The organism is Paludibacillus litoralis (genome assembly GCF_037646705.1).
Taxonomy (GTDB): Bacteria; Pseudomonadota; Alphaproteobacteria; order Rhodobacterales; family Rhodobacteraceae; genus Pikeienuella; species Pikeienuella litoralis.
This window is the reverse complement of sequence record NZ_JBBHER010000002.1, coordinates 620,762-644,453: the sequence shown is the minus strand read 5'-3', so window position 1 is coordinate 644,453 and position 23,692 is coordinate 620,762. Positions and strand designations below refer to the sequence as shown.

The following is a 23,692-nucleotide window of genomic DNA, read 5'->3' as shown; positions in this document are numbered from 1 at the left end:
TCGCGCGTCACGCGCCTCACCTTTCCCGCGTCCGCGCGCCGCTGTCAAACGCCCGGCCTTCTCACCCCGGCGCGCGGGCGAGAAAAAGGTGGCCGATGATCGGGGCGCCGCTTTCGCGCCGCACCATGATCTCCGTCGCCTCCAGCGCGCTCAGCCCCGCCGCCTCCAGCATCAGGCCCAGCGCGGCGGGGGCGTGCGCGAACCGCTGATGCGGCGTCACCGTCCAGGGGCGCCCGGCGAACGCCGCCTCCGGCGCCGTCTCGGTGGTGAAGATGAACAACGCGCCCGGCGCCGCCCGCGCCGCGACCGCGCGGAACAGGGGCGCGGCGTCGCCCAGATAGGGCAGAACGTCGGTCGCGACGATGAGATCCCACCGCTCATCCGCCTGTTCGAGGAACGTGACCGCGTCGCCGACGAAAAGCGCGGAGTACAGCTCCTTCTCGTCGGCGATCTCGATCATTCCCGGCGCGAGATCGACCCCGGCGCGCGCCTCCGTCATGTCCTCGAACGCCTCCGCCGCCAGCCCGGTGCCGCAACCGAGATCGAGCATCCCGCCGAACGGGCCGAGCCCGAGCGCCTGCACCCGCTCCCGCGCGAGCAGCGGCGCGCCGTATTCCAGCTGATCGACGAGAATCCCGTCGAACACGTCCGCATGCTGATCGAACAGCGTCGCGACATAGGCCGCCGGCGCCCGATCCGGCGCCGGCCCCGCGCCCAGCGCCGCGAGCCGAAGCGCGGCGCCGCCCGGATCCGCGTCGTTCATCGCCAGAACCGCCCGCCAGGCCGCCGCCGCGTCGGGCGCGCCCGCCTTCTCCAGTTCCAGCGCCCGCTCATACGCGTCCGCCAGCGCCTCTTCCTCCGCCTCGGTCATTCGATCGCCTCCACCTCGTCGCGCGCCGCCGCCGGCAACGCGGCCAGCATCTCCGCCACCGTCGCGCCGAGCAACGGATGGCGCCAGTCCGGCGCGATATCCGCCACCGGCGCCAGAACGAAACTTCGCTCCTGCATCCTTGGATGCGGCAGGATCAGCTCCGTCGGCGCCGGCGCGTCGCCCGCCCCCGCGCCCAGCGCCATCAACGCCCGGAGCGTCGGCTCGTCGGGCGCGATGCGCGCGCCATAGGCGATGAGATCGAGGTCGCAGACCCGGGGCGCCCAGCGCGTCCGCCGCTTCCGGCCCATGCGCCTCTCCACATCGTGAAGCCGCGCAAGCACCGCCTCCGGCGGCAGATCCGTCGTCAGCAGCGCGGCGCCGTTCACGAAATCCGGCCCCGACCCGGCCGGAAAGGCCGGCGTCCGCCGCCAGCGCGCCCGCGCCGACACCCGGACGCCGTCAACCGCCAGCAGCTCGAGCGCCGCCGTCAGGGTCGCGCGGGGCGCGCCGAGGGCCGAATCCTGATTGGCGCCGAGCGCGACGATCACTTGCGCGGGAGGCGAAACCCTATTTCCATCCATGGATGATCCAGCCATTGCATTGCGAAGATATAGTCTTATTTTCTCCGCGCTTGTGGTCGCCGGAACACGTCTTGTCCATCCATAGTCGGCGCCGCGCAACATTTCGAGGTACGCGTATGTTTTATCGTGACGAACGTCTGGCGCTTTTTATCGACGGCTCCAACCTTTACGCCGCCGCGCGAGCGCTGGGGTTCGACATCGACTACAAGCTGCTCAGGAGCGAATTTCTGCGCCGCGGCAAGCTTGTCCGCGCGTTCTATTACACCGCCCTGCTGGAGGATCAGGAATATTCTCCGATCCGTCCGCTCGTCGACTGGCTGGATTACAACGGCTTCTCGATGGTCACCAAGCCGGCGAAGGAGTTCACCGACTCGATGGGGCGGCGCAAGGTCAAGGGCAACATGGACATCGAGCTCGCGGTCGACGCGCTGGAGATGGCCGACCACATGGATCACATGGTGCTCTTCTCCGGCGACGGTGATTTCCGCTCCCTGCTCGCCGCGGTGCAGCGGCGCGGCGTGCGCGTCTCTGTCGTCTCCACGATTCGCTCGCAGCCGCCGATGATCGCCGACGATCTGCGCCGTCAGGCCGACAATTTCATCGAGCTGGACGAGTTGAGAGACGTGATCGGCCGCCCGCCCCGCCCCGTGCGGGAGGACGAGCTCCCCGACCTCGACATCGACACGGACGCCGACGCCGAGGACGCGTGACCCCCGAAGGGCGCCCGGAGGCGCCGCGGGACTGCCGGCTCTGCCCCCGCCTCGCGTCCTACCGCGACGAGGTCGCGGCGACCCACCCCGACTGGTTCAACGGCGCGGTCGCGAGCTTTGGCGACGAGGAGGCGGCGCTTCTCGTCGTCGGCCTCGCGCCCGGCGTCGCCGGCGCGAACCGGACCGGGCGCCCGTTCACCGGCGATTACGCCGGCGATCTGCTCTATGCGACGCTGTCGAGATTCGGCTGGGCGAACGGCGCCTTCGCCGCGCGCCCCGATGACGGGCTGAAGCTGACGGGGGCGATGGTGACCAACGCGGTGCGCTGCGTCCCGCCGCAGAACAAGCCCGTGGCCGCGGAGGTCAATCAATGCCGCGATTTTCTGACCGCGCGCATCAACGCCCTGCCCCGGCTCCGGATCATCGTCGCGCTCGGCGTCATCAGCCATCAGAGCACGCTGCGCGCGCTCGGCGCGCGGGTCGCGGCGCACCCGTTCAGGCATGGCGCCCGGCATGAGGTCTCCGGCCTCACGCTTTACGACAGCTACCATTGCTCGCGCTACAACACGAACACCCGGCGCCTGACCACCGCGATGTTCGAGGCGGTCTTCGCCGACGCGCGCGCGGAAATGGACGGGGCTGACAACGGGGCCGATCCGGACCGGCGGGCCTGAGCGCGGCGCCGGCGGGCCGGTTCAGAAACAGGCCTCGATCAGCGGCCGGAGATTCTCGCGCGTCAACGCCACCGGATTGCCGCCGCAGGACGGGTCCTTCAACGCCGCCTCCGTCAGCCGGTCGAGATCCGGGTCCGTCACCCCGAGATCGGTCAGCGTCGCCGGCACGTCGAGCTCCGCCTTCAGATCGGCGACGAAGCCGGCGAAGCCGTCAAACCCGCCCTCGATCCCGAGATAGGCCGCCGCGGCGGCGATCCGCGCGTCGATGGTCGGCCGGTTGAAGGCCAGAACCGGCCCCATCACCACCGCGTTGGTCATGCCGTGATGGGTGTGATGGATCGCCCCGACCGGGTGCGAGATCGCGTGGATCGCCCCGAGCCCCTTCTGAAACGCGACCGCCCCCATCATCGCCGCCGCCATCATCTGCGCCCGCGCCTCGATATCTTCCGGATCGGCGTGAACGACCGGCAGATTCTGCTTCACCAGCCGCATCCCCTCCAGCGCGATTCCCTGGCTCATCGGGTGGTAATGCGGCGAGCAATACGCCTCCAGACAATGCGCGAACGCGTCCATGCCGGTGCCGACGGTGATCGCGCGCGGCATCCCCACGGTCAGCTCCGGGTCCGCGATCACCACCGTCGGCATGAATTTCGGATGGAAGATGATCTTCTTCTCCGCCGTCGCCTCATCGGTGATGACCGAGGCGCGGCCCACTTCGGAACCGGTGCCGGCGGTGGTCGGAACCGCGATGATCGGCGCGATCGCGGCCGCGTCCGCCCGGGTCCACCAATCCTCCCGATCCTCGAAATCCCAGACCGGGCGCGTCTGCCCGGCCATGAACGCCGCCGCCTTGCCGAGATCGAGCGCCGAGCCGCCGCCGAAGGCGATCACCCCGTCATGCCCCCCGGCGCGATAGGCCGCGACGCCCGCCGCCAGATTCGCGCCGGTCGGGTTCGGATCCACATCCCGGAAAACCGCGCGCCCGAGCCCCGCCCCCTCCAGAAGAGCGAGCGCGCCCTCGGCGATCGGCAGCCCCGCGAGCCCGCGATCGGTGACGAAGAGCGGGCGCTTCATCCCCGCCTCGGCGCAGGCCGCCGGCAATTCGTCGATACGCCCCGCGCCGAACCGGATCGCGGTGGGATAGGACCAGTTTGCGAAGGGCGTCATGCTCAGACTTTCTTCAGATGGTAGGATTTCGGCCGCGTCAGGTTGTGGTAGCCGATCACCGAAAGCGCCCCGCCGCGCCCGCTGTCCTTGCAGCCGGTCCAGCAGAGCGCGGGATCGAGATAATCGCAGCGGTTCATGAACACCGTTCCGGCTTCGATCCGGGCGCCGAGCCGCTCCGCCCGCTCGACATCCCCGGTCCAGAGCGACGCGGTCAGCCCGTAATTGCTGTCGTTCATCAGCCTGACCGCCTCGTCGTCCGAGTCGACCTTCATGATGCCGACGACGGGGCCGAAATTCTCCTCCCGCATCAGCTCCATCGTATGATCGACGTCGACGAGGATCTGCGGCGCCAGATAGGCGCCCCCCGCCTCCGGAAAGCGGGCCGGGTCGATCAGCTTCCTGGCGCCGCCGTCCACCGCCGCCGCGACCTGCCTGCGCACCAGCTCGGCGAAGCGCTTCTTCGCCATCGGCCCGAGGGTGGTCTTGGGGTCGAGCGGGTTGCCGAGAACATATCCGTTCACGATGCCGACCGCCTTCTCGATGAAGCGGTCGAAAAGCGGCGCCGCCACGTAGATCCGCTCGATCCCGCAACAGCATTGCCCGGAATTGAACATCGCCCCGTCGATCAGCGTCTCCGCCGCCGCGTCGAGATCGGCGTCTTCGAGCACATAGGCCGGGTCCTTCCCGCCCAATTCGAGGTTGAGCGGAACGAAGGTCCCCGCCGCCGCCTTCTCGATCGCCCGGCCGCCGCCGACCGAGCCGGTGAAGCTGACCGCGTCGAACGCGCGCTTCGCAAGCAGGTCCGCCGTTCCCTGATGCGTGAGAAACACCGCCTGGAACACATCCTCCGGCATTCCCGCCTCGCGGAAGGCGGCGACCATGCGCTCGCCGGTCAGCAAGGTCTGCGCCGCCGCCTTGAGCAACACGGCGTTGCCCGCGATCAGCGCCGGCGCCACGGTGTTGATCGCCGTCAGGTAGGGGTAGTTCCAGGGCGCGATGGTCAGGGTCACGCCATGCGGCTCGCGCCGAATGACCCGGCGGACATGCTCATCGTCCGAGATCGTCATCGGCGCCAGCGCCGCCTCGGCGATGTCGGCCATATGGCCCGCGCGCTCGCGCACGCCGCCGAACTCCCCGCCATAGCGGACCGGCCGGCCCATCTGCCAGGCGATCTCCGGCGTCGCGTCCTCGGCCGTGGCCGCCAGCGCCTCGACGCCGGCGCGCACCAGGCTCGCCCGCTCCGCCAGCGGGCGCGCCGCCCAGTCCTTCTGCGCCGCGCGCGCGCTGGCGACCAGCGCGCCCGCCTCCTTCACGGTCGAGGCCGGCCGCTCCGCATAGAGCGAGCCGTCGACAGGCGAGATGCATCGGATCATGTCAGCCATGTTCAAGCCCTCTCAAAGCCGCGGGCGACCTCATGATCGGTCACCGCGCGATCGAATTCCTCCTGCTCCCACCGCGCCGCGCGAACATAATGGTCGATCACATCGTCGCCCATCGCCGCCCTGAGCATGGCGGACCCATCCAGCGCCGCCGCCGCATCGCGCAGCGTCGCGGGAATCTCCGGTTCAGTTTCCGCCGCATAGGCGTCGCCGTCAAAGGCCGGCGGCGGCGCCGCCGCGCCCTCGATCCCGGAGATCCCGGCGGCGATCTGCCCCGCCAGCGCAAGATAAGGGTTCAGGTCCGAGCCGCCAATCCGGCATTCCACGCGAATTGAACGGCTTTTTTCCCCGACCAGCCGAAAGCCCGCCGTCCGGTTGTCCACCGACCAGATCGCCCGGGTCGGCGCGAAAAGCCCCTTGGCGAAGCGCTTGTAGGAATTGACGTAAGGCGCGAGGAAAAACGTGACCTCGCCCGCATGCGCCAGAAGCCCCGCGAGATAATGGCGCATCAGGTCCGACATGCCGATCGGGTCGGCCGGATCGTGAAAGGCCGGCGCGCCCGCCGCGTCGATCAGCGACTGGTGAACATGGCTGGAGGAGCCCGCGGCGCCCTGACGCCATTTCGCCATGAAGGTCACCGCGCGCCCGTCCGCATGCGCGATCTCCTTCACCGCCTGCTTGACCAGCGCGTGATTGTCGGCGGCGTCGAGCGCGTCGGAGTAGCGCACGTTCACCTCGCCCTGCCCCGCGTCGGCCTCGCCCTTCGTGCATTCGACCGGAACCCCCGCGCCGACGAGCCCGTTGCGGATCGCCCGCATCAGCCCCTCCTCCTTCGCGGTCTGGAAAAGATTATAATCCTCGTTGTAGCGGCTGATCGGCGTCATGCCGCGATAGCCGGCGTCGCCCAGCGCCTCGAAGCTCTCGCGGAAGACGAAGAACTCCAGCTCCGTCGCCGCGGCCATCGAGAAGCCCATGGCCGCCAGCCGTTCGATCTGCCGCTTCAGGACCGCGCGCGGGGCGTGGCGGACCAGTTCGCCGTCATGGTCGAGAAAATCCGCCAGCACCAGCGCCGAGCCCGGCGCCCAGGGGATCAGCCGCAGCGTCGCCATGTCCGGCTTCAGCGCGTAATCGCCATAGCCCTGCGCCCAGCTCGCCGCCGCATAGCCCGGCACCGTCTCCATCTCCAGATCGGTCGCCAGCAGATAATTGCAGCAATGCGTCTCCCGATGCGCGGAGGCGATGAAATGGTCCGTGACGAAACGCTTGCCCATCAGCCGGCCCTGCATGTCGGGGGCGGCGACGACCACGGTGTCGATCTCGCCGGCCGCGGCGCGGGCTTTCAGATCGTCGAAACTCAAATTCCCGGGCATGGTCAAACTCGCAAAAAGGAATGGAGGCGCCGGAAGGCGCCGGAGATCCGGGCCGCGCCCGGCCGGCGTTCGGTCAGGCGCGCGGGTCGCTCGGCCGTCATCGTCGTCCTCATCAGCTTCGTCATCGGCGCCCGGGCGCGGGGGCGCCCGGCTATTTCAGGTAGGCGAACGCCTCATCCGCCGCCCAGCCGGGCTTTCCCGAATCCGCATCCCATTTCATCAGCAGGCAGGAGGTGCCGAGCCGCTGAAAATAAAGCGCCTTGATCTCGTACCATCCCGGCTCCGGGACCGTGACGTCCTGATAGCCGCCGCTCTCGCACGGGTGGCGCCCGTCATACCGCGAGACCTCCCGCCCGCCGATCTCCACCAGAAGCCCGTCATTCGAGTAGAATTCGATCTTGTGCGCGCCCGCCCGCTCGAATCGCACATAGCCCGAGATCTCGGCGACGACCCGCGTCTCCTGGCGCGACGTGAGCGCGACTTCGCCCTTGGCGGTGTCGATGTAACGCAGGCCGCTGAGAGGCGGGCCCGGGCGCGCGTCGTCGAGCCAGTCCTTCGCCTGCTGGAGCGAGCCGACCTCGGGCGGGTAGGCGTAGCTCACCGCCAGGCCCTGCGTCAGCGCCGCCGCGTCCGGCTGCGGGTCGGCCGGGGAGAGACCAAGCGTCTCCCCGCTGGCCGGAAGGCACAGCGCGGCGAAAAGCGCCGCAGTCGAAATCGTCCGCCTGATCGCTCGCATGGCCCGACCCTCCCTAACGGCGCAATCACTTTCAGCGGAGAGTTAAATCAACTTGGTCCGCGAAGTAAACGCGGCCATGCGCGCCCGCCCCCCGATCCGGGCGCGCGTATTTGACGGGCGCCGCGCATTTCCTGTCTATGGGGGGAGGATCGCCGGCGGCGGCGCGGCGAGTCTTCGCGCCGCGCCCGCGCGGCGGAGCCGGGACAAGGGATGATTCGAATGAGCAACGACCTGGCGGCGCATGACCGCGTGGTGGAGACCGCGCTGGAGTGGATCGACGCGGGAAAGCGCGCGGCTCTGGCCACGGTGATCCAGACCTGGGGCTCCGCGCCGCGCCAGGTGGGCGCGCAACTCGCGATCTCCTCGGAATCCGATCTCGCGGGCTCGGTCTCGGGCGGCTGCGTCGAAGGCGCGGTGGCGGCCGAGGCGCTGGAGGCGCTGGAGACCGGCGCGTGCCGGGTGCTGGAGTTCGGCGTCTCCGATGACGAGGCCTTCGCGGTCGGCCTCGCCTGCGGCGGCGAAATCAAGGTGATGGTGGAGCCGATCGGCGTCGGCCAGGGGCCGGACGAGGCGCTGATCCGCGCGCTCGCCGCGGCGCGGGCGGCGCGTCAGGCGGCGGTCTACGCCGTCAACCCGGAGACATGGGAGCGCCGGCTGATCACGCCCGGCGCGGGCGACCCGCTGCAGAAGGACGCCGCGCGCGTCCTGCGGACGGATCGCTCCAGCTTCACCGCGGATTCCGGCTGGTTTCTCGGCGCGCACAACCCGCCCCTGAAGATGATGGTGGTCGGCGCGGTCCACATCGCGCAGCCGCTGATGCGGATGGCGCGGCTCACCGGCTATGACGCGGCGCTGATCGACCCGCGCGAGGCCTTCGGCTCCGCCGCGCGCTTCCCCGGCGAGACGATCAGCAACGAATGGCCGGACGCGGCGCTGGCCGCGTTCGGCCTCGATGCGCGGACCGCCGTGGTGACGTTGACCCACGACCCCAAGATCGACGACGTCGCCATCGCCGCCGCGCTTCGCTCCCCGGTTTTCTATCTCGGCTGCCTCGGCTCCCGCCGCACCCATACGAAACGGGTGAAGCGCCTTCAGGAGGCCGGATTCAGCGCGGCGGAGATCGGCCGGATCAGCTCGCCCGTCGGGCTCGATATCGGCGCGAAATCGCCGGCGGAGATCGCCGTGTCGATCATCGCGGAGATCACCGAGCGGCTGCGAAAGGCGGTCTGATGGGCGCCGGCGCGCCGGTTTTCGTCTCCGCCGTGCTCCTCGCCGCGGGCGCGTCGCGCCGGATGCGCGGCGCGGACAAGCTTCTCGAAACCGTCGCGGGCGAGGCCCAGATCCGGCGCGCGGCGCGGGCGCTTCTCGGCAGCCGCGCGGCGGAGGTCGTCGTCGTCCTTCGCCCGGACGACGCCGCGCGGCGGGACGCGCTTTCGGGTCTGGGCGTCAGGATCGTCGAGAACCGGCTGGCGGCGGAGGGCATGGGCGCCTCGATCCGCGCCGGCATGGCCGCGCTCGCGCCCGAAGCGGATGCGGCGCTGATCGCCCTCGCCGACATGCCGGAGATCGGCGCCGAGGATATCGACGCGCTGATCGCCGGCTTCGCGCCGGATGACGGGCGCGAGATCGTCCGCGCCGCCGGGCCGGACGGCGCGCCGGGCAATCCGGTCCTGTTCGGGCGGCGGTTCTTCGCGCCGCTGCGCGCGCTGACGGGCGACGCGGGCGCCCGCGCGCTGATCGCGGCCAACGCCGATCTGACGGAGCTGATTCCGCTGCAGGGCGCGGCCGCGCGGATCGACCTCGACACGCCCGAAGACTGGGCGGCGTGGCGGGCCCGGCGCCCGGCGGCGGGATAACGCCCGCCGCGCGCTACTGCGCGAGATCGAGCACCCGCGCCTCGCCGCTCCGGGTGATCCGCATCGACGTCGCGTCGATCCGGCCGACGAGCCAGCCGTCCACGACGGTCCCGCTCGAGACGCGCAGCATCTTCCCGCTCGGCAGACGCACCAGCGCCCGCCGCGCCCCCTCCTCGCCGAACACGCCGAGCAGGTTCATGTCGTCGAGCGGAATCACGTCCTTGAGCGTCGCCGCGCCGGCGACTCCGGGCGCTCTCGGCGCGCCGCGCCGCGGCGTCTTCACCTCGCGCACGCCCTTGGTCCCGATCGAGAGCGCCGGCGCCGGGGCGGCGGTCGCGGGCGCATGCGGGCGGATCGATTTCGGCCGCGCCTTCGGCGCCGGCGCCAGCGTGGCGACCGACTCGGATGGCGACATGTCGAGCGCGGCGGGCCGCGGCGCCGGGCGCGGCGCGCGCGCGGCGGCGCCCGGGCCCGGCGGGTCCGGGTCCGCCTCCGCGGGGTCGGGCGCGGGAATGGGCGGCGGCGCCTCCGCGACCGCGCCCGGCCCGGGCGCCGCCGATGCGATCGGTTCGGCCCCGATCGCCGGATCGGAGCCCCGCGCGGCGGGAGCGGGCGCGACCAGGGTCGGGGCGGCGGCCGGCGGGTGCGGCGCATCCGGCGGCGGGGCGACCGGCGCCGCCTCCCGCCCCGCGCGCTCCGCCGGGCGCGGCGGCGCCGCGACGTCGAGCGTGAAGGACGGGGGCGGCGCGCCAAGGACGACGGGCCGCGCGGCGGGGGCCTCCGGCGCGCTGAACGCCGCCGCGATCACGCCCGCGGGGCGCCCGGCGGCCGGCGGCGGCGGCGGGGCGAACCCCTCCGCCACATCGGGCGCGGCCAGCGCCGCCGGCGCGCCGGCCATCGCGGGCGGCGCCTCGTCCGCAGGGAAGCCCGCTCCGAGCCAGATCCCCAACGCCGCGATCAGCGCCGCCGCGCCGGTCAGGATCGCGCGCCCTGGCCGGAACCAGCGCAAGGCGGACGGAATCGCGGGCGCGGCGCGCTCCGCGACCGGGGCCGGGGCCGGCTCGGGGAGGAATTCGGGACCGTCCGGAAAGAGCGCCAGCGCCGCCTGCGCGCCGACCCGCGTCGGCTCGAACCCGTGGCGGCGCGCGTAGGCCACCGCCTCATCGACCACCTCGCGCGCCACCGCCGCCGCGGCCGCGCCGTCCGGGGAGACGGCGATGCTCAGGGCCTCCGCGTCCTCCGCCTCGTCGAACGCGCCCTCCGGCGCCAGGCCCGGTTCGAGATTCGCGAACAGGATCCGCTCCGGCGGCAGCCACAGCTCGACCTCCGGCGGATCCGCCGCGCCGATGGCGCGCGCGGCGTCGGCGATGGCGGCGATGGCGGCGTCGAAATCGGGGGCGAGCGCCGCCTCCGGCAGCGGGGCGGCCGCCGCCTCCCGCCATGCCTCCGCGCCATCGCGGCGGTGAAGCAGAAAAGCGTCGGGCCGGAATTCGAGAGCGAGCCGCGTCACGCGGCTCGCTCGGATGTCGCTCGCAGACAGATCATTCACCGCGCCGGCTCCTCGTCGGCTTCGCCGGCGAGGATTCTATGCGGGCGGGCGTCGCCGCGCCAGACCGGCGGGCGCGTCTTTTCGCTCAGGCCGCGGCGGCCTTCGCCAGCGCCTGATCCAGATCGGCGATCAGATCGTCCGGATCCTCGATCCCGATCGACAGGCGCACGACCTCCGGCCCGGCGCCCGCCGCGACCATCTGCTCATCGGTCAGCTGCCTGTGCGTGGTGGAGGCCGCATGGACGATCAGCGAGCGCGTATCGCCGAGATTGACGACATGCGAGAAGAGATTCACGTTGTCGACCAGCTTCACGCAGGCGTCATAGCCGCCCTTCACGCCGAACGTGAAGAGCCCGCCCGTCCCCTTCGGCGTGTATTTCCTCGCCCGCGCCGCGTAGGGGGAATCCTCCAGCCCGGCGTAGGAGACATACTCCACCGCCTCGTGCCCCTGCAGATATTCCGCGACCTTCTTGGCGTTGGAGCAATGCCGCTCCATCCGCAGCGACAGGGTCTCCATGCCGAGCAGGGTCTGGAACGCGTTCATCGGGGCCGCGCAGCCGCCGAGATCCCGCAGGCCGACCGCGATTCCGTAGAAGGTGTAGGCGAGCGGGCCGAACGTCTCATGGAATTTCAGGCCGTGATAGGCCGGCTGCGGCTCGAACATCGCCGGATGCTTGCCCGAGGCCGTCCAGTCGAACTTGCCGCTGTCGACCACGATTCCGCCCATGGAGGTGCCGTTCCCCGAGAGATATTTCGTGGTCGAATGGACCACGATGCTCGCCCCATGCTCGAACGGGCGGCAGAGATAGGGGCTGGCCGAGGTGTTGTCGACGATAAGAGGAATGCGCGCGTCCGCCGCGATCTTTCCGATCACCTCGAGATCGGTGATGTAGCCGCCCGGGTTGGCCACGCTCTCGCAGAAAAGCGCCTTGGTGTTGTCGTCGATCGCCGCCCGCACCGCCGCGAGATCCTCGAAATCGACGAAACGGCATTCCCAGCCGAACCGCTGGAAGCTGCTGCCGAACTGGGTGACGCTGCCGCCGTAAAGCCGGGTCGAGGCGATGAAATTCGCCCCCGGCTCCATCAGCGGAAAGAGCGCCAGCATCTGCGCCGCGAGCCCGGACGCCGTGGCCACCGCGCCGACCCCGCCCTCCAGCGCCGCCACCCGCTCCTGCAGCGCGCTGACCGTCGGGTTGTTGAGGCGGGTGTAGATATACCCCACTTCCTGAAGGTTGAAGAGCGCCGCCGCGTGGTCCGCGTCGCGAAACACATAGGCCGTGTTCTGGTAGATCGGCACCTGCCGCGCCCCGGTCGAGGGGTCCGGGCGGGCGCCGGCGTGAATCTGGAGCGTATCGAATCCGTATGTGCGGTCAGCCATCCCGGCCTCCTTTTTGCATGAGAATAACTCGCGCTTAAATCAAGTAAGTCTCGAGGACAAGCGCCCCGTGTTGAATCCGCCCATCGCCAGCTCCCCGAAGAGACGCTGGTATTCCATCTTCGGACACAGATTCATCACCACGGTCACGCCCGCTTCGCGCGCCCGCGCTGCGGCGGCCTCGTCGATCACGCCGATCTGCATCCAGATCACCTTCAACCCATGGCCGAGGAGATGCTCCAGCGCCTCGTCGACGACGGCGCCGGCGTCTTCGGAGCGGCGGAAGATATCGACCATGTCCACCGTCTCTCCGGCCTCGGCGAGCGCCTTCAGCGAGGGCGCGATGCGGGCCCCGAAGACCTCCTGCCCTGCGGAGACCGGATTGACCGGAAGCACGCGATACCCTTTCAGGTCCAGATAGCGCGCGACATAATAGGAGGGGCGCACCGGATTGGTCGAAACGCCGACGATCGCGACGGTCTTGACGGAATCCAGAATGGCGCGAAGTTCGGCGTCGGAATGGGTCATGCGCGGATGATGCAGCAGGCGCGGCGCCTGTCCAGCCCTCGCCACGAAAAAATGCGCCCGTCGAAGCGGGCCCCTCGCCTCAAAAAAAATGCGCCCGCCGAAGCGGGCCCCCCTCACCTCAAAAAAAATGCGCCCGCCGAAGCGGGCGCAGTCAGAACGAGGGACAGTGAGTGGATGAAGGAGACCTTTCGAGCCCGCCTTCAGAACTCATGTGGGTCTTATAGCAGAGAATGGCCAGCCCGCGCTCTCATTTTTATGTCGGTTTGTTGCACTCGATGTTAGCTTTTGCACAGGCCCGCCGCCGCGGGGCGCGCGCCAGGCTAGAAAACCTCACGAAATCAACATCATGATCCGGGGCTGAGCAAAAAGGCGCCCCGCCCGCCCGCCAAGGCCGGATGATCACAACTTATTGTTGCAACAGCCCCCGGCGACCGCGCGTTGCTTTTGGCGCGCGGCGCGCGGCGCATAATCCGGCTTCAGCGCGAATCACTCCGGCGGCGACCGAATCGCTCAGCGCCGCGCCTCCCGCGCGCGGTGCAGCGCGACCGCGGCGGCGTTGGAGACGTTGAGCGAGCCGAAAGCGGCGGCGGAGGGAATCCGGGCCAGCAGGTCGCAGGTCTCGCGGGTCTTCTCGCGCAGACCCGGCCCCTCGGCGCCGAGAACCACGGCGAGCGGGCCCGGGGCCGCCGCCGCCGCGCCGATATCGGCCTCCGCCGCGCCGTCGAGCCCGACCAGCCGATAGCCGAGCCCGCGCAGGCTCTCCATCGCCGCCGAGAGATTCTTCACGCGCAGATAGGGCTGGCGCTCCAGCGCGCCGGACGCGGCCTTCGCCAGCGCGCCGGTCTCCGGCGCGGCGTGGCGGAGCGGGGCGATGACGGCGCGGGCGCCGAACACCTCCGCCGAGCGGAGAATCGCGCCGACATTGTGCGGATCCGTCACCCGGTCGAGAAAGACGACGAGCGGCGCGGGGTCGGAATCCGACGGCGCGCAGATCTCCGCGGCGGCGCCCCATTCGAGCGGCCGCGTCATCAGCGCCGCGCCCTGATGCACGGAGCCGGGGTCGAGCGGCGCGGGAAATCTGCGCGGATCCGCCATCTCCGGCTCGACGCCGGCGCGCTCGAACGCGTCGCGGAGTTTTTCGGCGGCGTTTCGCGTCACGATCAGCCGCTCATGCGTTCGCGCCGGATTGAGCAGCGCGTCGCGCACGGCGTGAAGCCCGAAGAGCCAGACCGGCGCCGGGCCGTCGCGCAGCGCGCGCTCCTTCTCGATCACCCATGCGGGCTTTTGCGGTCTCTTCTCGTTCATGGCCTCTCCTAGCGCGGGCCGCCGCGAAAGGAAACGGGCGCGGCTGGCTCCCGTCGCCGGTTCGGGCCATATACGTCTCCATGGCGCGCGACAATTACCATCACGGCAACCTCAAATCGGCCCTGGTCGAGGCGGTGCTGTCGCTGATCTCGGAGAAGGGCCCGAACGGGTTTTCCTTCGCCGAAGCGGCGCGGCGCGCCGGCGTCAGCCCGGCGGCCCCCTACCGGCATTTCAAGGACCGGGACGACCTGATCGTCGAGACCGCGCGGCGCGGCTACGAGCTTCTGGCGGCGCGGCTGGAGGCGGCGTGGGACGATGGGCGCCCCTCCGCCCTCTCGGCGTTCGAGCGGGTCGGGCGCGCCTATCTCGGCTTCGCCAGGGTGGAGCCCGCCTATTTCACCGCCATGTTCGAGGCCGGCGTCTCGCCCGAACAGGACCCGGAGCTTCGCGCCGCGTCGGACCGGGCGTTCCGGACGCTCGAACGCTCCTGCGCGGCGCTGGCCGCGAACCTGCCGGAGGGGAGGCGGCCGCCGGTCCTGATGATGGCCTATCATATCTGGGGGCTCACCCACGGCATCACCGCGCTGTTCGGCCGGGGCGATCACGCGCGGCGGCGCACCCCGATCGAGGCCGAGGACCTCCTCGAGGCGGCCGCCGCGATCTACCTTCGCGGGCTCGGCTTTCTCCCCGACGCGGACTGACGCGCTTTTTTTCGCGGCGCATTCTTGACGGCGGGGCGGCGTTCACCCACCTATGTGAATGTGATTAACATTAACATTGGGTGGAAGGAGACGGACAGGGTGAACAAGCTCATGGACTACCCGAGACGCGCGGAAGCCTGGCTCGACTCGAAGGGGCGGCCGGCGTGGATCGCCGCGATGGTGCTCGGCTTCATCTTCGTCTGGCCGGTCGGTCTGGCGATTCTGTTTTATATGCTCTGGAGTGGTAGGATGGGATGCAACAAAGGCGGCTGGGGCCGCGCTCACAGGAAAGCCGCGCCGGTCGAAGCGACGGGCAACGCCGCGTTCGACGAATATCGCGAAGCGACCCTGCGGCGGCTGGAGGAGGAGCGGTCGGCCTTCGTCAGCTTCCTCGACAAGCTGCGCCGCGCCAAGGACAAGGCCGAATTCGACCAGTTCATGGCCGATCGCGGCCGCGGAGACGGCGACAGCCCCGCGCCCGGCGGCCCCGTCTCCGCCTGAGCGGAGCCGGCGCGACGCCGTGATGGAGCCTGCGGCGCGGGCTCCATTCGCGCACGCCCCCCCCCGTCTCCGGTCACGTGAAGTCGGGGATCAATCCTTCGGTCCAGCATTTCAGGATCACCTGCGCCACCGCGCCCTTGCGCGCCGGCGCGATGCGGTCGGAGCGGCCGGCCAGCGCCTCCACGATCTCGGCCTTCGAGACCCACATCGCATCCTCCATCTCATGGATGTCGGCGGTGATCTTCGTGCTCTCGGCGCGCCCGACGCAGCCGATCATCAGCGACGCCGGGAACGGCCAGGGCTGCGAGGTGACGTAGCGCACCTCGCCGACGCGGATGTCCGTCTCCTCCATCACCTCGCGGCGCACCGCCTCCTCCACCGTCTCGCCCGGCTCCATGAAGCCCGCGAGAAGGGAGTACATCCGCTCCGGCCACACCGCCTGCCGGCCGAGAAGCACCCGGTCGCCGTCGAGAATCAGCATGATCACGACCGGGTCGGTGCGCGGGAAGTGCTGGCGTCCGCAATCGGGGCAGTCGAACCGCCAGCCGGCGTGGCTGGCGACGTTCTTGCCGCCGCAACTGGCGCAGAAGCCGTTGGTCGTGCGCCATTCGAAAATGCCCTTGGCCGCCGCCGCGATGCCCGCGTCGCGATGGTCGATATCGCCCATGATCGCGCGGAGATCGATGAATTTTCGCGTGGCGGAGAGATCCAGCGTCCGCCGGTCGACGAAGCTGGCCGGCTTCTCGTCCGGCGGCGCGATATGAGAGACGTCCGCGGTGAAATAGGAGACGCCGGCCTCGTCGATCCCCATGAAGATCGGCGCCTCCGGGCAATCGACGACCAGCGGCTCCGCGGCGGAGAGCCAGGCGAGGCGCGGCCCCGCCTCGGTCATGTCGAAGAGCGGCTTGCCGCGCCACAGGGGCGAGACCCGGCTGGCCGGATCGGCGAGACGGCGGGCGATATCGGCCTCGTCGCGGCGGAGACGGTCCGCCCGGTCGAGAAAGCTGCCGGCGAACGTGACTTCGGATTCTGGAATCATTCGCGGAGATTGCCCGCTCGCTCCGGGAGGAGCAAGTCCGCGAATCGTGATCGCGTCCGGGGCGCGAAATCCGGGCGGAGACGGTTTCATCGGAGGCGCGATCGGCTCTACGCTGTCCCGTCCCGCCGGGACGCACGCAGACAAGCCCGCAAGGAAGGCCCCCAATGACCGCTCCCGCAACCAACATACCGACGATCGACCCCGAGGAGATGCTCGCGGGGATTCGCGAATGGGTCGAGATCGAAAGCCCGTCCGATGATCGCGACGCCGTGAACCGCATCGCCGATCTGGTCGAAGCCCAGTGCGCCGAGTTCGGCCTCGTGGTGGACCGCATTCCCGGCGAGGCGGGATGGGGAGATCTCATCCGCGCGCGCAGCCCCGGCCATGACGGCGCGGCGCCCGGCCTCCTCGTGCTCTGCCACTACGACACCGTCCATCCGATCGGCGTGAAGGACGCCGAGAACCCGATCCGGCGCGAGGGCGACAAGTTCTACGGCCCCGGCTCCTACGACATGAAGGCCGGCGCCTATCTCGCGCTCTACGCCTATCGCCATCTCGCGCGAAAAGGCGAGCGGAGCCGGCTGCCGGTCACCTTCCTGTTCATGCCCGACGAGGAGGTCGGCACCCCGTTCGGCCGCAAGCATATCGAAGCCGAAGCGGCCAACGCGAAATACGCGCTGGTGACGGAGCCGGCCCGCGACGGCGGCCGCGTGGTTCTGGCGCGAAAGGGCGTCGCCCGGTTCACGATCCGCGCCACCGGCCGCCCCGCGCACGCCGGCGTGAATCACGAGGCGGGCCGGAGCGCGATCAGGGAGATCGCCCGCCAGATCCTCGAAATCGAGGCGATGACCGATTACGAGCGCGGCGTCACGCTCAATGTCGGCATGGTCGCCGGCGGCACCGGGGTCAACGTCGTCCCGCGCGAATGCCGAATCGATGTCGACATGCGGGTGCTGACCGAGGCCGACGGCGAGGAGATGACCCGGCGCATCTACGCGCTGACGCCGCACGACCCCGATGTCGCGCTGGAGATCGAAGGCGGGATGAACCGCCCGCCCTACGAGATGACGGCCGAATCCGAGGCGCTTTTCGAGATCGCCCGCGCGGCCAGCCGCGAGCATGGCCTCGACCTTCGCCACACCACGGTGAGCGGCGGCGGCTCGGACGGGAACTTCACCGCCGCGCTCGGCGTGCCGACGCTGGACGGCATGGGCGCGGACGGCGCGGGCGCGCATACGCTGTCCGAACATATCCTGGTCTCATCGCTGAAGCCGCGCGCCGAGACCTGGGTGAAACTGTTCGAACGGCTCGAATAATCGACACGCCCCCGGCGCGGCTTTCCAGGTCGCGCCGGGGGATGCGCCGCCGCGCGCGGCCTTTCCCGCGGCGCCGCGACGCCGCGCCAAGACATATTATTGTCATATCACAGTTACTTTCACGCACAACTCTTGATCACCGCGGCGAATTCTGTCTTTTTAACGGGAAGTCGCCGACGAACGCTCGGCCAGGACAAAACAGGGGGCCGAATTGTGACGGCGATTCTATCGCGCAACGTCCGTTCAGCACGATCATGCTCCGATCAGGACCTCAGCCCGTCAGAGGGCGGAGCCGAATGAGCGCGAACGGAGCGTCGACAGTCATCGCGGTGCGGGACGTCACGGTGCGTTTCGGCGGGATCGTCGCGCTGGATGAAGTCAGCTTCGACATTCTCGATGGCGAAATCCTCGGCCTGATCGGCCCGAACGGCGCGGGGAAGACCACGCTCTTCAATTGCCTCAGCCGGCTCTACACCCCCACCTCCGGCGATATCGAGATGGAGGGCCGCTCGATCCTGAAGCTGCCCGCGCACAAGATCGCCGGGCTCGGCATCGGCCGGACATTCCAGAACGTCGCCGCCTTCTCCAATCTCTCCGTCAGGGACAATATCCGCGTCGGCGCCCATTCCGCGACCGCGGGCGACCCGCTGACGGACGCGCTCCGCCTCGGCCGCGCCCGGCGCGAGCGCAGGAAGATCGACAGCGTGGCCGATGAGCTGATCGAATGGCTCGACCTCGAGGCGATCGCCGACCTGCCGGTCTCGGGGCTGCCCTTCGGCTGGCAGAAGCGGGTCGAGATGGCGCGGGCGCTGGCGACCAACCCGAAGGTCCTCCTGCTCGACGAGCCGGCGGCGGGGCTGAACCATGACGAGGTTCAGGCGCTGGACGGGTTGATCCGGCGGGTCCGCGACCAGCGCGGCGTGACCGTGCTTCTGGTCGAGCATCACATGTCGCTGGTGATGTCGATCTCGGACCGGGTCGTGGTGATGAATTTCGGCAGCAAGATCGCCGAAGGCTCGCCGGCGGACGTGCAGCAGGACCCGGACGTGATCGCCGCCTATCTCGGAGTGGAGGAATGAGCGCCATTCTCGAAGTGAACGGGCTGGATGCGTCCTACGGCAATCTCCAGGTGCTGCGCGGCGTCAGTTTCGAGGTGAAGAAGGGCGGCGTCACCGCCCTCCTCGGCGCGAACGGCGCCGGCAAGACCACGACATTGCGCGCGATCTGCGGCATGATCCGCGCCCAGGGCGAGATCATCCTCGACGGGCGGCCGATCCTGCGGCTCGCGCCGGAGGCGGTCGTCCGGCTCGGCGTCGCGCATATCCCCGAAGGGCGCGGCACCTTCTCCTCCATGACGACGGAGGAGAACCTGATGCTCGGCGCGATGAGCCGGCCGGCGAACTCGAACATTCAGGCCGATATCGACCGCGCCTACGATTACTTTCCCCGCCTCAGGGAGCGCCGCAAGCAGCAGGCCGGCACCCTGTCCGGCGGCGAGCAGCAGATGCTGGCCATCGCCCGGGCGCTGATGCTGCGCCCGAAGCTGATGCTGCTGGACGAGCCGTCCTTCGGCCTCGCGCCGCTGATCGTGAAGCAGATCTTCCAGATTCTGGCCGACGTCCAGAAGGACGCGGGCGTCTCCATGCTCATCGTCGAGCAGAACGCTTCGCTCGCGCTCGGGCTCGCCGATCACGCCTACATCATCGAGACCGGCGCCATCGTGCGGTCGGGCGACGCGAAATCCATCCGCGAGGACGACAGCGTCCGCGCGTCCTATCTCGGCTATTGAGGAGCCATAATGGAGCTTTTCCTGCAGCAGATCGTCTCCGGCGTCGCCAATGGCGGCATCTATGCGTGCATGGCGCTCGCGGTGGTGATGATCTACCAGGCGATCCATCACCTCAATTTCGCCCAGGGCGAAATGGCCACCTTCTCCACCTTCATCGCCTGGCAGCTTCTGACCTGGGGCCTGCCCTACGCCATCGTCATCCCGCTCGCCATCGTGATCAGCTTCATCGGCGGATTCATGCTGGAGCGGATCGTGTTCAAGCCGATCCAGAACGCGCCGGTCCTCAGCCATGTCGTCGTCTTCATCGCGCTCTTCGTCATCTTCAACTCGGCCTCCGGCTTCATCTGGAATTTCAGCATCAAGCCGATGCCGAGCCCGTTCGGCGAAGGCCCGCTCTACGCCGGCAGCCTGATGAGCAAGCATCAGGCCGGCATGATCGGGGTGACGCTTCTGGTGCTCGCGCTGCTCTGGGCGTTCTTCCGCTTCACCCGCGTCGGCCTCGCGATGCGGGCGGCGGCGGCCAACCCCGAAAGCGCGCGTCTGGTCGGCATCCGGGTCAACTTCATGACCGCGCTCGGCTGGGGCATGGCCTCCGCCATCGGCGCGGTCGCCGGCATCCTGATCGCGCCGGTCGTGTTCCTGGAGCCGAACATGATGCTGGCGATCCTGCTCTACGGCTTCGCCGGCGCCGTGCTCGGCGGGTTGACCAGCCCCGGCGGGGCCGTGCTCGGCGGCTTTCTGGTCGGGATCATCGAAAACATGTCGGGGACGTATATTCCCGTCGTCGGCGGCGAGCTGAAGCTGCCGATCGCGCTTTTCCTGATCGTCGTCGTTCTGGTGTTCAAACCGACGGGGCTCTTCGGCCGCCGCGTGGTGCAGAGGGTCTGAGATGGCGTCAACCAACGAAACCGCCCCGACCGCCGCGCCGCTTTTCACGCTGGCGCGGGCGGGCTATCTCGGCGTCCTCGTCGTCCTGATCGCGCTGCCGTTCTTCACGAAGAGCTTCTTCGTCTTCCAGGTCACGCAGATGCTGGTCTACGCGATCGCCATCATGGGGCTGAATTTCCTGACCGGGATCAACGGCCAGTTCTCGCTCGGCCATGGCGCGTTCTACGCCGTCGGCGCCTACACCACCGCGATCATGGTGGAGATGGCCGGGGTTCACTACGCGCTCACCCTGCCGGCCGCCGGCGTGATCTGCTTCATGGTCGGCTTTCTCTTCGGCCTGCCCGCGCTCCGGCTGGAGGCCATCTATCTCGCGCTCGCCACCTTCGCCCTGGCCGTGGCGACGCCGCAGTTCCTCCGGCTTTCGGTGCTTGAGGAGTTCACCGGCGGCGTTCAGGGCATCGTCGTCTTTTCCGAGACGTTCGACGCGCCGGTGCCGTTCGGCCTGCCGATCGACCCCGGAATCTGGACCTATTTCTTCACGCTCGGCGTCGGGATCCTGCTCTACTGGCTGGCGAAGAACCTCGTCGCCAGCAGGACCGGGCGGGCGCTGATGGCGATCCGCGACAACCCGATCGCAGCGCAGTCGATGGGCGTCAACACCGCGCTCTACAAGGCCGCCGCCTTCGGGATCAGCGCGCTCATCACCGGCGTCGCCGGCGGGCTGAGCGCCATCGTGGTCAAGTTCGTCGCGCCGGACAGCTTCACCTTCATGCTGTCGGTCGCGCTTCTGGTCGGGATCGTGGTCGGCGGCGTCGGCTGGCTGCCCGGCGCGCTGATCGGCGCGGCCTTCATCGTCTTCGTGCCCAATGTGGCGGAGGAGATCTCGAAAGGGCTCTCCGGGGCGATCTACGGCGTGTTCCTGATCCTCATGATATACCTCGCCCCGGAAGGCGCAGGCGGCCTGATCCACTCCGGAGCGGGCAAGCTCAGAAGGCTGTTCAACAGTCGATGACGACAAGATCCAAGGGAGACTGAAACATGATCACGAGACGAGAATCCCTCATCGGCGCGGCCGCCGGCGCGCTCGCGCTCCGGGCCGGCCCCGCGCTCGCCAACACGGTCGGCGTGAGCAAGACCTCGATCAAGATCGGGAACACCATGCCCTATTCCGGCCCGGCTTCGGCCTACGGCCAGATCGGCGAGACGATCGGCAAGTTCTTCGAGATGCTGAACGCGAACGGCGGCGTCAACGGCCGCACGGTCGAGTTCATCAGCTATGACGACGGCTACTCCCCGCCCAAGACCGTGGAGCAGACCCGCAAGCTGGTGGAGAGCGACGAGGTCGCGCTGATCTTCCAGGGCCTCGGCACCGGCACCAACACCTCGATCCACAAATACATGAACGCGAAGAAGGTGCCGCAGCTTTTCGTCGCCACCGGCGCGTCGAAATGGAACGATCCGAAACACTTCCCCTGGACCATGGGCTGGCAGCCCAACTACCAGACCGAAGCGAAGATCTACGCGCGGCACATCCTCGAGACCCAGCCCGACGCCAAGATCGGAATCCTCTATCAGAACGACGATTTCGGCAAGGATTACGTCGAAGGCTTCAAGCAGGGCCTCGGCGACAAGGTCTCGATGATCATCAACGAGCAGCCTTACGAGACCATGGACCCGACCGTGGACAGCCAGATGATCTCGCTGAAGGCGTCCGGCGCAGACGCCTTCCTCAACGTCACGACGCCGAAATTCGCCGCTCAGGCGATCAAGAAGGCCCATGAGATCGGCTGGAAGCCGACGCATTACGTCACCAACGTCTCGATCTCGGTCGGCGCGGTGATGAAGCCGGCGGGCTTCGAGGCCGCGCAGGGCGTCATGTCCGCCGCCTATCAGATGGACCCCTCCGATCCGCAATACGCCGACAACGAGGAGATGCAGGCCTGGCGCGAGTTCATGAACAAATGGCACCCGAACGGCGACCAGACCTCCAGCTTCACCGCCTATGGCTACTCCGTCTCCAGCACGCTGGTGAAGGTTCTGGAGCAGGCGGGCGACGATCTGAGCCGTGAGAACATCATGGCGCAGGCCGCCAACCTGCGGCAGTTGCGCATCCCGATGCTGCTGCCCGGCGTCACCGTCTCCACCTCGCCGGAAGACTTCGCCCCGATCGAGGCGATGCGCCTGCAGAAATTCACCGGCGAGACCTTCGAGCTTTTCGGCGACGTGATCGCCGCCGAAAGCAGCTGACCGGCGCCCTCTCTCCGGCCTCTCGTTCGCGGCCGCCCCTGTCCGGGGCGGCCGTTTTTCATGGCGCCGGGGCGGGCCTCAGGCCGAAAGCCGGTAGGTCTCCGCCGCGGTCGCGCGGAAAAGCTGGTCCTTTTCGGTCTCGGAGCACCCGGCGGCCAGCCGCAGGAACGCATTCCAGCAGGTCGTGTAGCTCACCTGCCCCTTGTCGACCGGAAAATTGCTCTCGAACATCGCCCGCCCGGGGCCGAAAAGCCCGATGCAGGTCTCGATATAGGGCCGCCACGCCGCGGCGAGCGTCTCCGAGGCGGGCGGCAGGTCTTCGGTCTCGAAGCCGAACCCGACCGTATGCATCGCCAGGCCGCCGAGCTTGACCCGCACATTCGGCAGCTCCGCCAGCGCCGTCATGTCGGCGCGCCAGCCGTCGAACGTCTCCTCCCGGCGCCCTTCGAACCCGCCGATGCCCAGCACCCCGCCGACATGATCGATCACGATCGTGGTGTCCGGCGCGCGGCGCGCGAGCGTCAACGCCTCCTTCAACTGCGTCTGGAACATCCAGATATCGAGCGCGAGCCCGCGCCGGCCAAGCTCGCGCACGCCTTCGGCCATGCTCTCCTCGCGCATCAGCCCCGCGGGCGGGGCGTTGACGCTGCCGACGATGTTCGGATCGCCCGATTGCGCCACCGGCATCCGGATTCCGCGCAGCCGCCCGTTCGCGCCCGCCTCCAGCGCGTCGAGCACATGCCCGAGCCGGGGCCCGAGGGTGAGATCGGCGGTCCCGACGATCCCTTCGCAGATCCGGCAGGGCCCGTAATGGCCGCTTTCCGCCATCGCCGCGGCGCCGGCGGCGAACTCCACCTCGCCGACCGGGGCCAGCTCCGGCGGCCCCTCCGCCCGGTGCATCGAGCGGCACTGAACATAGACCGTGGAGACGATGGTGTGGCCCGAGGAGACGTCCTCCAGCAGGTCATGGAACAGATAGCGCGCGTTCGGCCGCTCCCAGAGGTGATGATGCGGATCGATGATCCGCCGGTCCGGCTCCAGCGCCGCCTCGACCCGCTTCGCCAGCCAGTCCGGGCGCACGTCGAGATGCGGCATGATCACGTTCTCCAT

At 69.2% G+C, this 23,692-nt stretch carries 24 protein-coding genes; 12 read left to right on the top strand and 12 right to left on the bottom strand.

Annotated elements, in window-relative coordinates; all coding sequences use genetic code 11:
- Window positions 1–61: 61 nt before the first annotated feature.
- The gene (locus WG921_RS04035) at window positions 62–871 is read right to left on the bottom strand and encodes a class I SAM-dependent DNA methyltransferase (RefSeq protein ID WP_340107917.1); all 810 of its coding nucleotides are present in this window, start codon (window positions 869–871) and stop codon (window positions 62–64) included.
- Window positions 868–1,452 (bottom strand): 2-amino-4-hydroxy-6-hydroxymethyldihydropteridine diphosphokinase, encoded by a 585-nt coding sequence (folK, locus tag WG921_RS04030; protein ID WP_340107916.1) that lies wholly within the window; start codon window positions 1,450–1,452, stop codon window positions 868–870. Before folK ends, WG921_RS04035 begins: the two co-directional genes overlap by 4 nt.
- Window positions 1,453–1,568: 116 nt before the next feature.
- Between folK and WG921_RS04025 the strand changes: the two genes are divergently transcribed.
- Both WG921_RS04025 and WG921_RS04020 read left to right on the top strand, forming a co-directional pair.
- Window positions 1,569–2,162 (top strand): LabA-like NYN domain-containing protein, encoded by a 594-nt coding sequence (locus tag WG921_RS04025; protein ID WP_340107915.1) that lies wholly within the window; start codon window positions 1,569–1,571, stop codon window positions 2,160–2,162.
- Window positions 2,159–2,836, top strand: a complete 678-nt coding sequence (locus WG921_RS04020; protein WP_340107914.1) for a uracil-DNA glycosylase — start codon at window positions 2,159–2,161, stop codon at window positions 2,834–2,836. The genes WG921_RS04025 and WG921_RS04020 overlap by 4 nt, the downstream gene beginning before the upstream one ends.
- A gap of 21 nt (window positions 2,837–2,857) precedes the next feature.
- Here the strand turns inward: WG921_RS04020 and WG921_RS04015 are convergent, their stop codons facing one another.
- The 4 genes from WG921_RS04015 to WG921_RS04000 all read right to left on the bottom strand — a co-directional run bounded on the left by WG921_RS04015 (window position 2,858) and on the right by WG921_RS04000 (window position 7,488).
- The gene (locus tag WG921_RS04015; RefSeq protein ID WP_340107913.1) at window positions 2,858–4,003 is read right to left on the bottom strand and encodes an iron-containing alcohol dehydrogenase; all 1,146 of its coding nucleotides are present in this window, start codon (window positions 4,001–4,003) and stop codon (window positions 2,858–2,860) included.
- Window positions 4,004–4,005: 2 nt separating this feature from the next.
- Window positions 4,006–5,385 carry an aldehyde dehydrogenase family protein gene (locus WG921_RS04010; protein WP_340107912.1) on the bottom strand — a complete coding sequence of 460 codons (1,380 nt, stop codon included), beginning with the start codon at window positions 5,383–5,385 and terminating at the stop codon, window positions 4,006–4,008.
- Window positions 5,386–5,387: 2 nt separating this feature from the next.
- Entirely contained in the window at window positions 5,388–6,752 is a 1,365-nt protein-coding gene (locus WG921_RS04005) for a glutamine synthetase family protein (RefSeq protein ID WP_340107911.1), read from the bottom strand.
- Between the two features lie 151 nt (window positions 6,753–6,903).
- Window positions 6,904–7,488 carry a hypothetical protein gene (locus tag WG921_RS04000; RefSeq protein WP_340107910.1) on the bottom strand — a complete coding sequence of 195 codons (585 nt, stop codon included), beginning with the start codon at window positions 7,486–7,488 and terminating at the stop codon, window positions 6,904–6,906.
- Between the two features lie 219 nt (window positions 7,489–7,707).
- Here WG921_RS04000 and WG921_RS03995 point away from each other — a divergent pair, with 219 nt between their 5' ends.
- Together WG921_RS03995 and WG921_RS03990 are read left to right on the top strand one after the other, a co-directional pair.
- Window positions 7,708–8,718, top strand: a complete 1,011-nt coding sequence (locus tag WG921_RS03995; RefSeq protein ID WP_340107909.1) for an XdhC family protein — start codon at window positions 7,708–7,710, stop codon at window positions 8,716–8,718.
- Window positions 8,718–9,344: a nucleotidyltransferase family protein gene (locus tag WG921_RS03990; protein WP_340107908.1), complete on the top strand. Its 627-nt coding sequence runs from the start codon at window positions 8,718–8,720 to the stop codon at window positions 9,342–9,344. The genes WG921_RS03995 and WG921_RS03990 overlap by 1 nt, the downstream gene beginning before the upstream one ends.
- Before the next feature lie 13 nt (window positions 9,345–9,357).
- Here the strand turns inward: WG921_RS03990 and WG921_RS03985 are convergent, their stop codons facing one another.
- The 4 genes from WG921_RS03985 to WG921_RS03970 all read right to left on the bottom strand — a co-directional run bounded on the left by WG921_RS03985 (window position 9,358) and on the right by WG921_RS03970 (window position 14,101).
- Window positions 9,358–10,893, bottom strand: a complete 1,536-nt coding sequence (locus tag WG921_RS03985) for a hypothetical protein (protein ID WP_340107907.1) — start codon at window positions 10,891–10,893, stop codon at window positions 9,358–9,360.
- Between the two features lie 85 nt (window positions 10,894–10,978).
- A complete protein-coding gene (locus tag WG921_RS03980; protein WP_340107906.1) occupies window positions 10,979–12,271 on the bottom strand; it encodes an O-acetylhomoserine aminocarboxypropyltransferase in 1,293 nt (430 codons plus the stop codon).
- Between the two features lie 39 nt (window positions 12,272–12,310).
- Entirely contained in the window at window positions 12,311–12,796 is a 486-nt protein-coding gene (locus tag WG921_RS03975; RefSeq protein ID WP_340108008.1) for a CoA-binding protein, read from the bottom strand.
- A 510-nt stretch (window positions 12,797–13,306) separates the two neighbouring features.
- The gene (locus WG921_RS03970) at window positions 13,307–14,101 is read right to left on the bottom strand and encodes a TrmH family RNA methyltransferase (protein WP_340107905.1); all 795 of its coding nucleotides are present in this window, start codon (window positions 14,099–14,101) and stop codon (window positions 13,307–13,309) included.
- Window positions 14,102–14,181: 80 nt separating this feature from the next.
- Between WG921_RS03970 and WG921_RS03965 the strand changes: the two genes are divergently transcribed.
- Together WG921_RS03965 and WG921_RS03960 are read left to right on the top strand one after the other, a co-directional pair.
- Window positions 14,182–14,802 carry a TetR/AcrR family transcriptional regulator gene (locus tag WG921_RS03965; RefSeq protein WP_340107904.1) on the top strand — a complete coding sequence of 207 codons (621 nt, stop codon included), beginning with the start codon at window positions 14,182–14,184 and terminating at the stop codon, window positions 14,800–14,802.
- Between the two features lie 111 nt (window positions 14,803–14,913).
- On the top strand, window positions 14,914–15,303 hold the full coding sequence (locus WG921_RS03960; protein WP_340108007.1) for a DUF2852 domain-containing protein: 390 nt from the start codon (window positions 14,914–14,916) through the stop codon (window positions 15,301–15,303).
- 73 nt (window positions 15,304–15,376) lie between these two features.
- Here the strand turns inward: WG921_RS03960 and nudC are convergent, their stop codons facing one another.
- A complete protein-coding gene (gene nudC, locus WG921_RS03955) occupies window positions 15,377–16,342 on the bottom strand; it encodes an NAD(+) diphosphatase (protein ID WP_340107903.1) in 966 nt (321 codons plus the stop codon).
- Between the two features lie 164 nt (window positions 16,343–16,506).
- Between nudC and WG921_RS03950 the strand changes: the two genes are divergently transcribed.
- The 6 genes from WG921_RS03950 (at window position 16,507) to WG921_RS03925 (ending at window position 22,582) form a co-directional block, all read left to right on the top strand.
- Window positions 16,507–17,658, top strand: coding sequence for a M20 family metallopeptidase (locus WG921_RS03950; RefSeq protein WP_340107902.1), 1,152 nt, complete (start codon window positions 16,507–16,509; stop codon window positions 17,656–17,658).
- Between the two features lie 296 nt (window positions 17,659–17,954).
- Window positions 17,955–18,737: an ABC transporter ATP-binding protein gene (locus WG921_RS03945; protein WP_340107901.1), complete on the top strand. Its 783-nt coding sequence runs from the start codon at window positions 17,955–17,957 to the stop codon at window positions 18,735–18,737.
- A complete protein-coding gene (locus WG921_RS03940) occupies window positions 18,734–19,447 on the top strand; it encodes an ABC transporter ATP-binding protein (RefSeq protein ID WP_340107900.1) in 714 nt (237 codons plus the stop codon). The genes WG921_RS03945 and WG921_RS03940 overlap by 4 nt, the downstream gene beginning before the upstream one ends.
- 9 nt (window positions 19,448–19,456) lie before the next feature.
- Complete coding sequence (locus tag WG921_RS03935; protein WP_340107899.1) at window positions 19,457–20,335, top strand: branched-chain amino acid ABC transporter permease; 879 nt, start codon at window positions 19,457–19,459, stop codon at window positions 20,333–20,335.
- Between the two features lies 1 nt (window position 20,336).
- The gene (locus WG921_RS03930) at window positions 20,337–21,347 is read left to right on the top strand and encodes a branched-chain amino acid ABC transporter permease (protein ID WP_340107898.1); all 1,011 of its coding nucleotides are present in this window, start codon (window positions 20,337–20,339) and stop codon (window positions 21,345–21,347) included.
- Between the two features lie 26 nt (window positions 21,348–21,373).
- Window positions 21,374–22,582: an ABC transporter substrate-binding protein gene (locus WG921_RS03925; RefSeq protein ID WP_340107897.1), complete on the top strand. Its 1,209-nt coding sequence runs from the start codon at window positions 21,374–21,376 to the stop codon at window positions 22,580–22,582.
- A gap of 78 nt (window positions 22,583–22,660) precedes the next feature.
- On the opposite strand, the gene WG921_RS03920 is transcribed toward WG921_RS03925, so the two are convergent.
- Window positions 22,661–23,692 (bottom strand): amidohydrolase family protein, encoded by a 1,032-nt coding sequence (locus tag WG921_RS03920; RefSeq protein WP_340107896.1) that lies wholly within the window; start codon window positions 23,690–23,692, stop codon window positions 22,661–22,663.

Excerpts from the sequence above, each read along its gene's own strand:
- WG921_RS03930 (WP_340107898.1), top strand. The coding sequence starts at position 20,337 with ATGGCGTCAACCAACGAAACCGCCCCGACCGCCGCGCCGCTTTTCACG.
- WG921_RS04015 (WP_340107913.1), bottom strand. The coding sequence starts at position 4,003 with ATGACGCCCTTCGCAAACTGGTCCTATCCCACCGCGATCCGGTTCGGC.
- WG921_RS04010 (WP_340107912.1), bottom strand. The coding sequence starts at position 5,385 with ATGGCTGACATGATCCGATGCATCTCGCCTGTCGACGGCTCGCTCTAT.
- WG921_RS03960 (WP_340108007.1), top strand. The coding sequence starts at position 14,914 with ATGGACTACCCGAGACGCGCGGAAGCCTGGCTCGACTCGAAGGGGCGG.
- WG921_RS04025 (WP_340107915.1), top strand. The coding sequence starts at position 1,569 with ATGTTTTATCGTGACGAACGTCTGGCGCTTTTTATCGACGGCTCCAAC.
- WG921_RS03970 (WP_340107905.1), bottom strand. The coding sequence starts at position 14,101 with ATGAACGAGAAGAGACCGCAAAAGCCCGCATGGGTGATCGAGAAGGAG.
- WG921_RS03920 (WP_340107896.1), bottom strand. The coding sequence starts at position 23,692 with ATGGAGAACGTGATCATGCCGCATCTCGACGTGCGCCCGGACTGGCTG.
- WG921_RS03950 (WP_340107902.1), top strand. The coding sequence starts at position 16,507 with ATGACCGCTCCCGCAACCAACATACCGACGATCGACCCCGAGGAGATG.
- WG921_RS04035 (WP_340107917.1), bottom strand. The coding sequence starts at position 871 with ATGACCGAGGCGGAGGAAGAGGCGCTGGCGGACGCGTATGAGCGGGCG.
- WG921_RS03940 (WP_340107900.1), top strand. The coding sequence starts at position 18,734 with ATGAGCGCCATTCTCGAAGTGAACGGGCTGGATGCGTCCTACGGCAAT.
- WG921_RS03945 (WP_340107901.1), top strand. The coding sequence starts at position 17,955 with ATGAGCGCGAACGGAGCGTCGACAGTCATCGCGGTGCGGGACGTCACG.
- WG921_RS03975 (WP_340108008.1), bottom strand. The coding sequence starts at position 12,796 with ATGACCCATTCCGACGCCGAACTTCGCGCCATTCTGGATTCCGTCAAG.
- WG921_RS03990 (WP_340107908.1), top strand. The coding sequence starts at position 8,718 with ATGGGCGCCGGCGCGCCGGTTTTCGTCTCCGCCGTGCTCCTCGCCGCG.
- WG921_RS03925 (WP_340107897.1), top strand. The coding sequence starts at position 21,374 with ATGATCACGAGACGAGAATCCCTCATCGGCGCGGCCGCCGGCGCGCTC.
- WG921_RS03980 (WP_340107906.1), bottom strand. The coding sequence starts at position 12,271 with ATGGCTGACCGCACATACGGATTCGATACGCTCCAGATTCACGCCGGC.
- folK (WP_340107916.1), bottom strand. The coding sequence starts at position 1,452 with ATGGATGGAAATAGGGTTTCGCCTCCCGCGCAAGTGATCGTCGCGCTC.
- WG921_RS03935 (WP_340107899.1), top strand. The coding sequence starts at position 19,457 with ATGGAGCTTTTCCTGCAGCAGATCGTCTCCGGCGTCGCCAATGGCGGC.
- WG921_RS04005 (WP_340107911.1), bottom strand. The coding sequence starts at position 6,752 with ATGCCCGGGAATTTGAGTTTCGACGATCTGAAAGCCCGCGCCGCGGCC.
- WG921_RS03965 (WP_340107904.1), top strand. The coding sequence starts at position 14,182 with ATGGCGCGCGACAATTACCATCACGGCAACCTCAAATCGGCCCTGGTC.
- WG921_RS04000 (WP_340107910.1), bottom strand. The coding sequence starts at position 7,488 with ATGCGAGCGATCAGGCGGACGATTTCGACTGCGGCGCTTTTCGCCGCG.
- nudC (WP_340107903.1), bottom strand. The coding sequence starts at position 16,342 with ATGATTCCAGAATCCGAAGTCACGTTCGCCGGCAGCTTTCTCGACCGG.
- WG921_RS03995 (WP_340107909.1), top strand. The coding sequence starts at position 7,708 with ATGAGCAACGACCTGGCGGCGCATGACCGCGTGGTGGAGACCGCGCTG.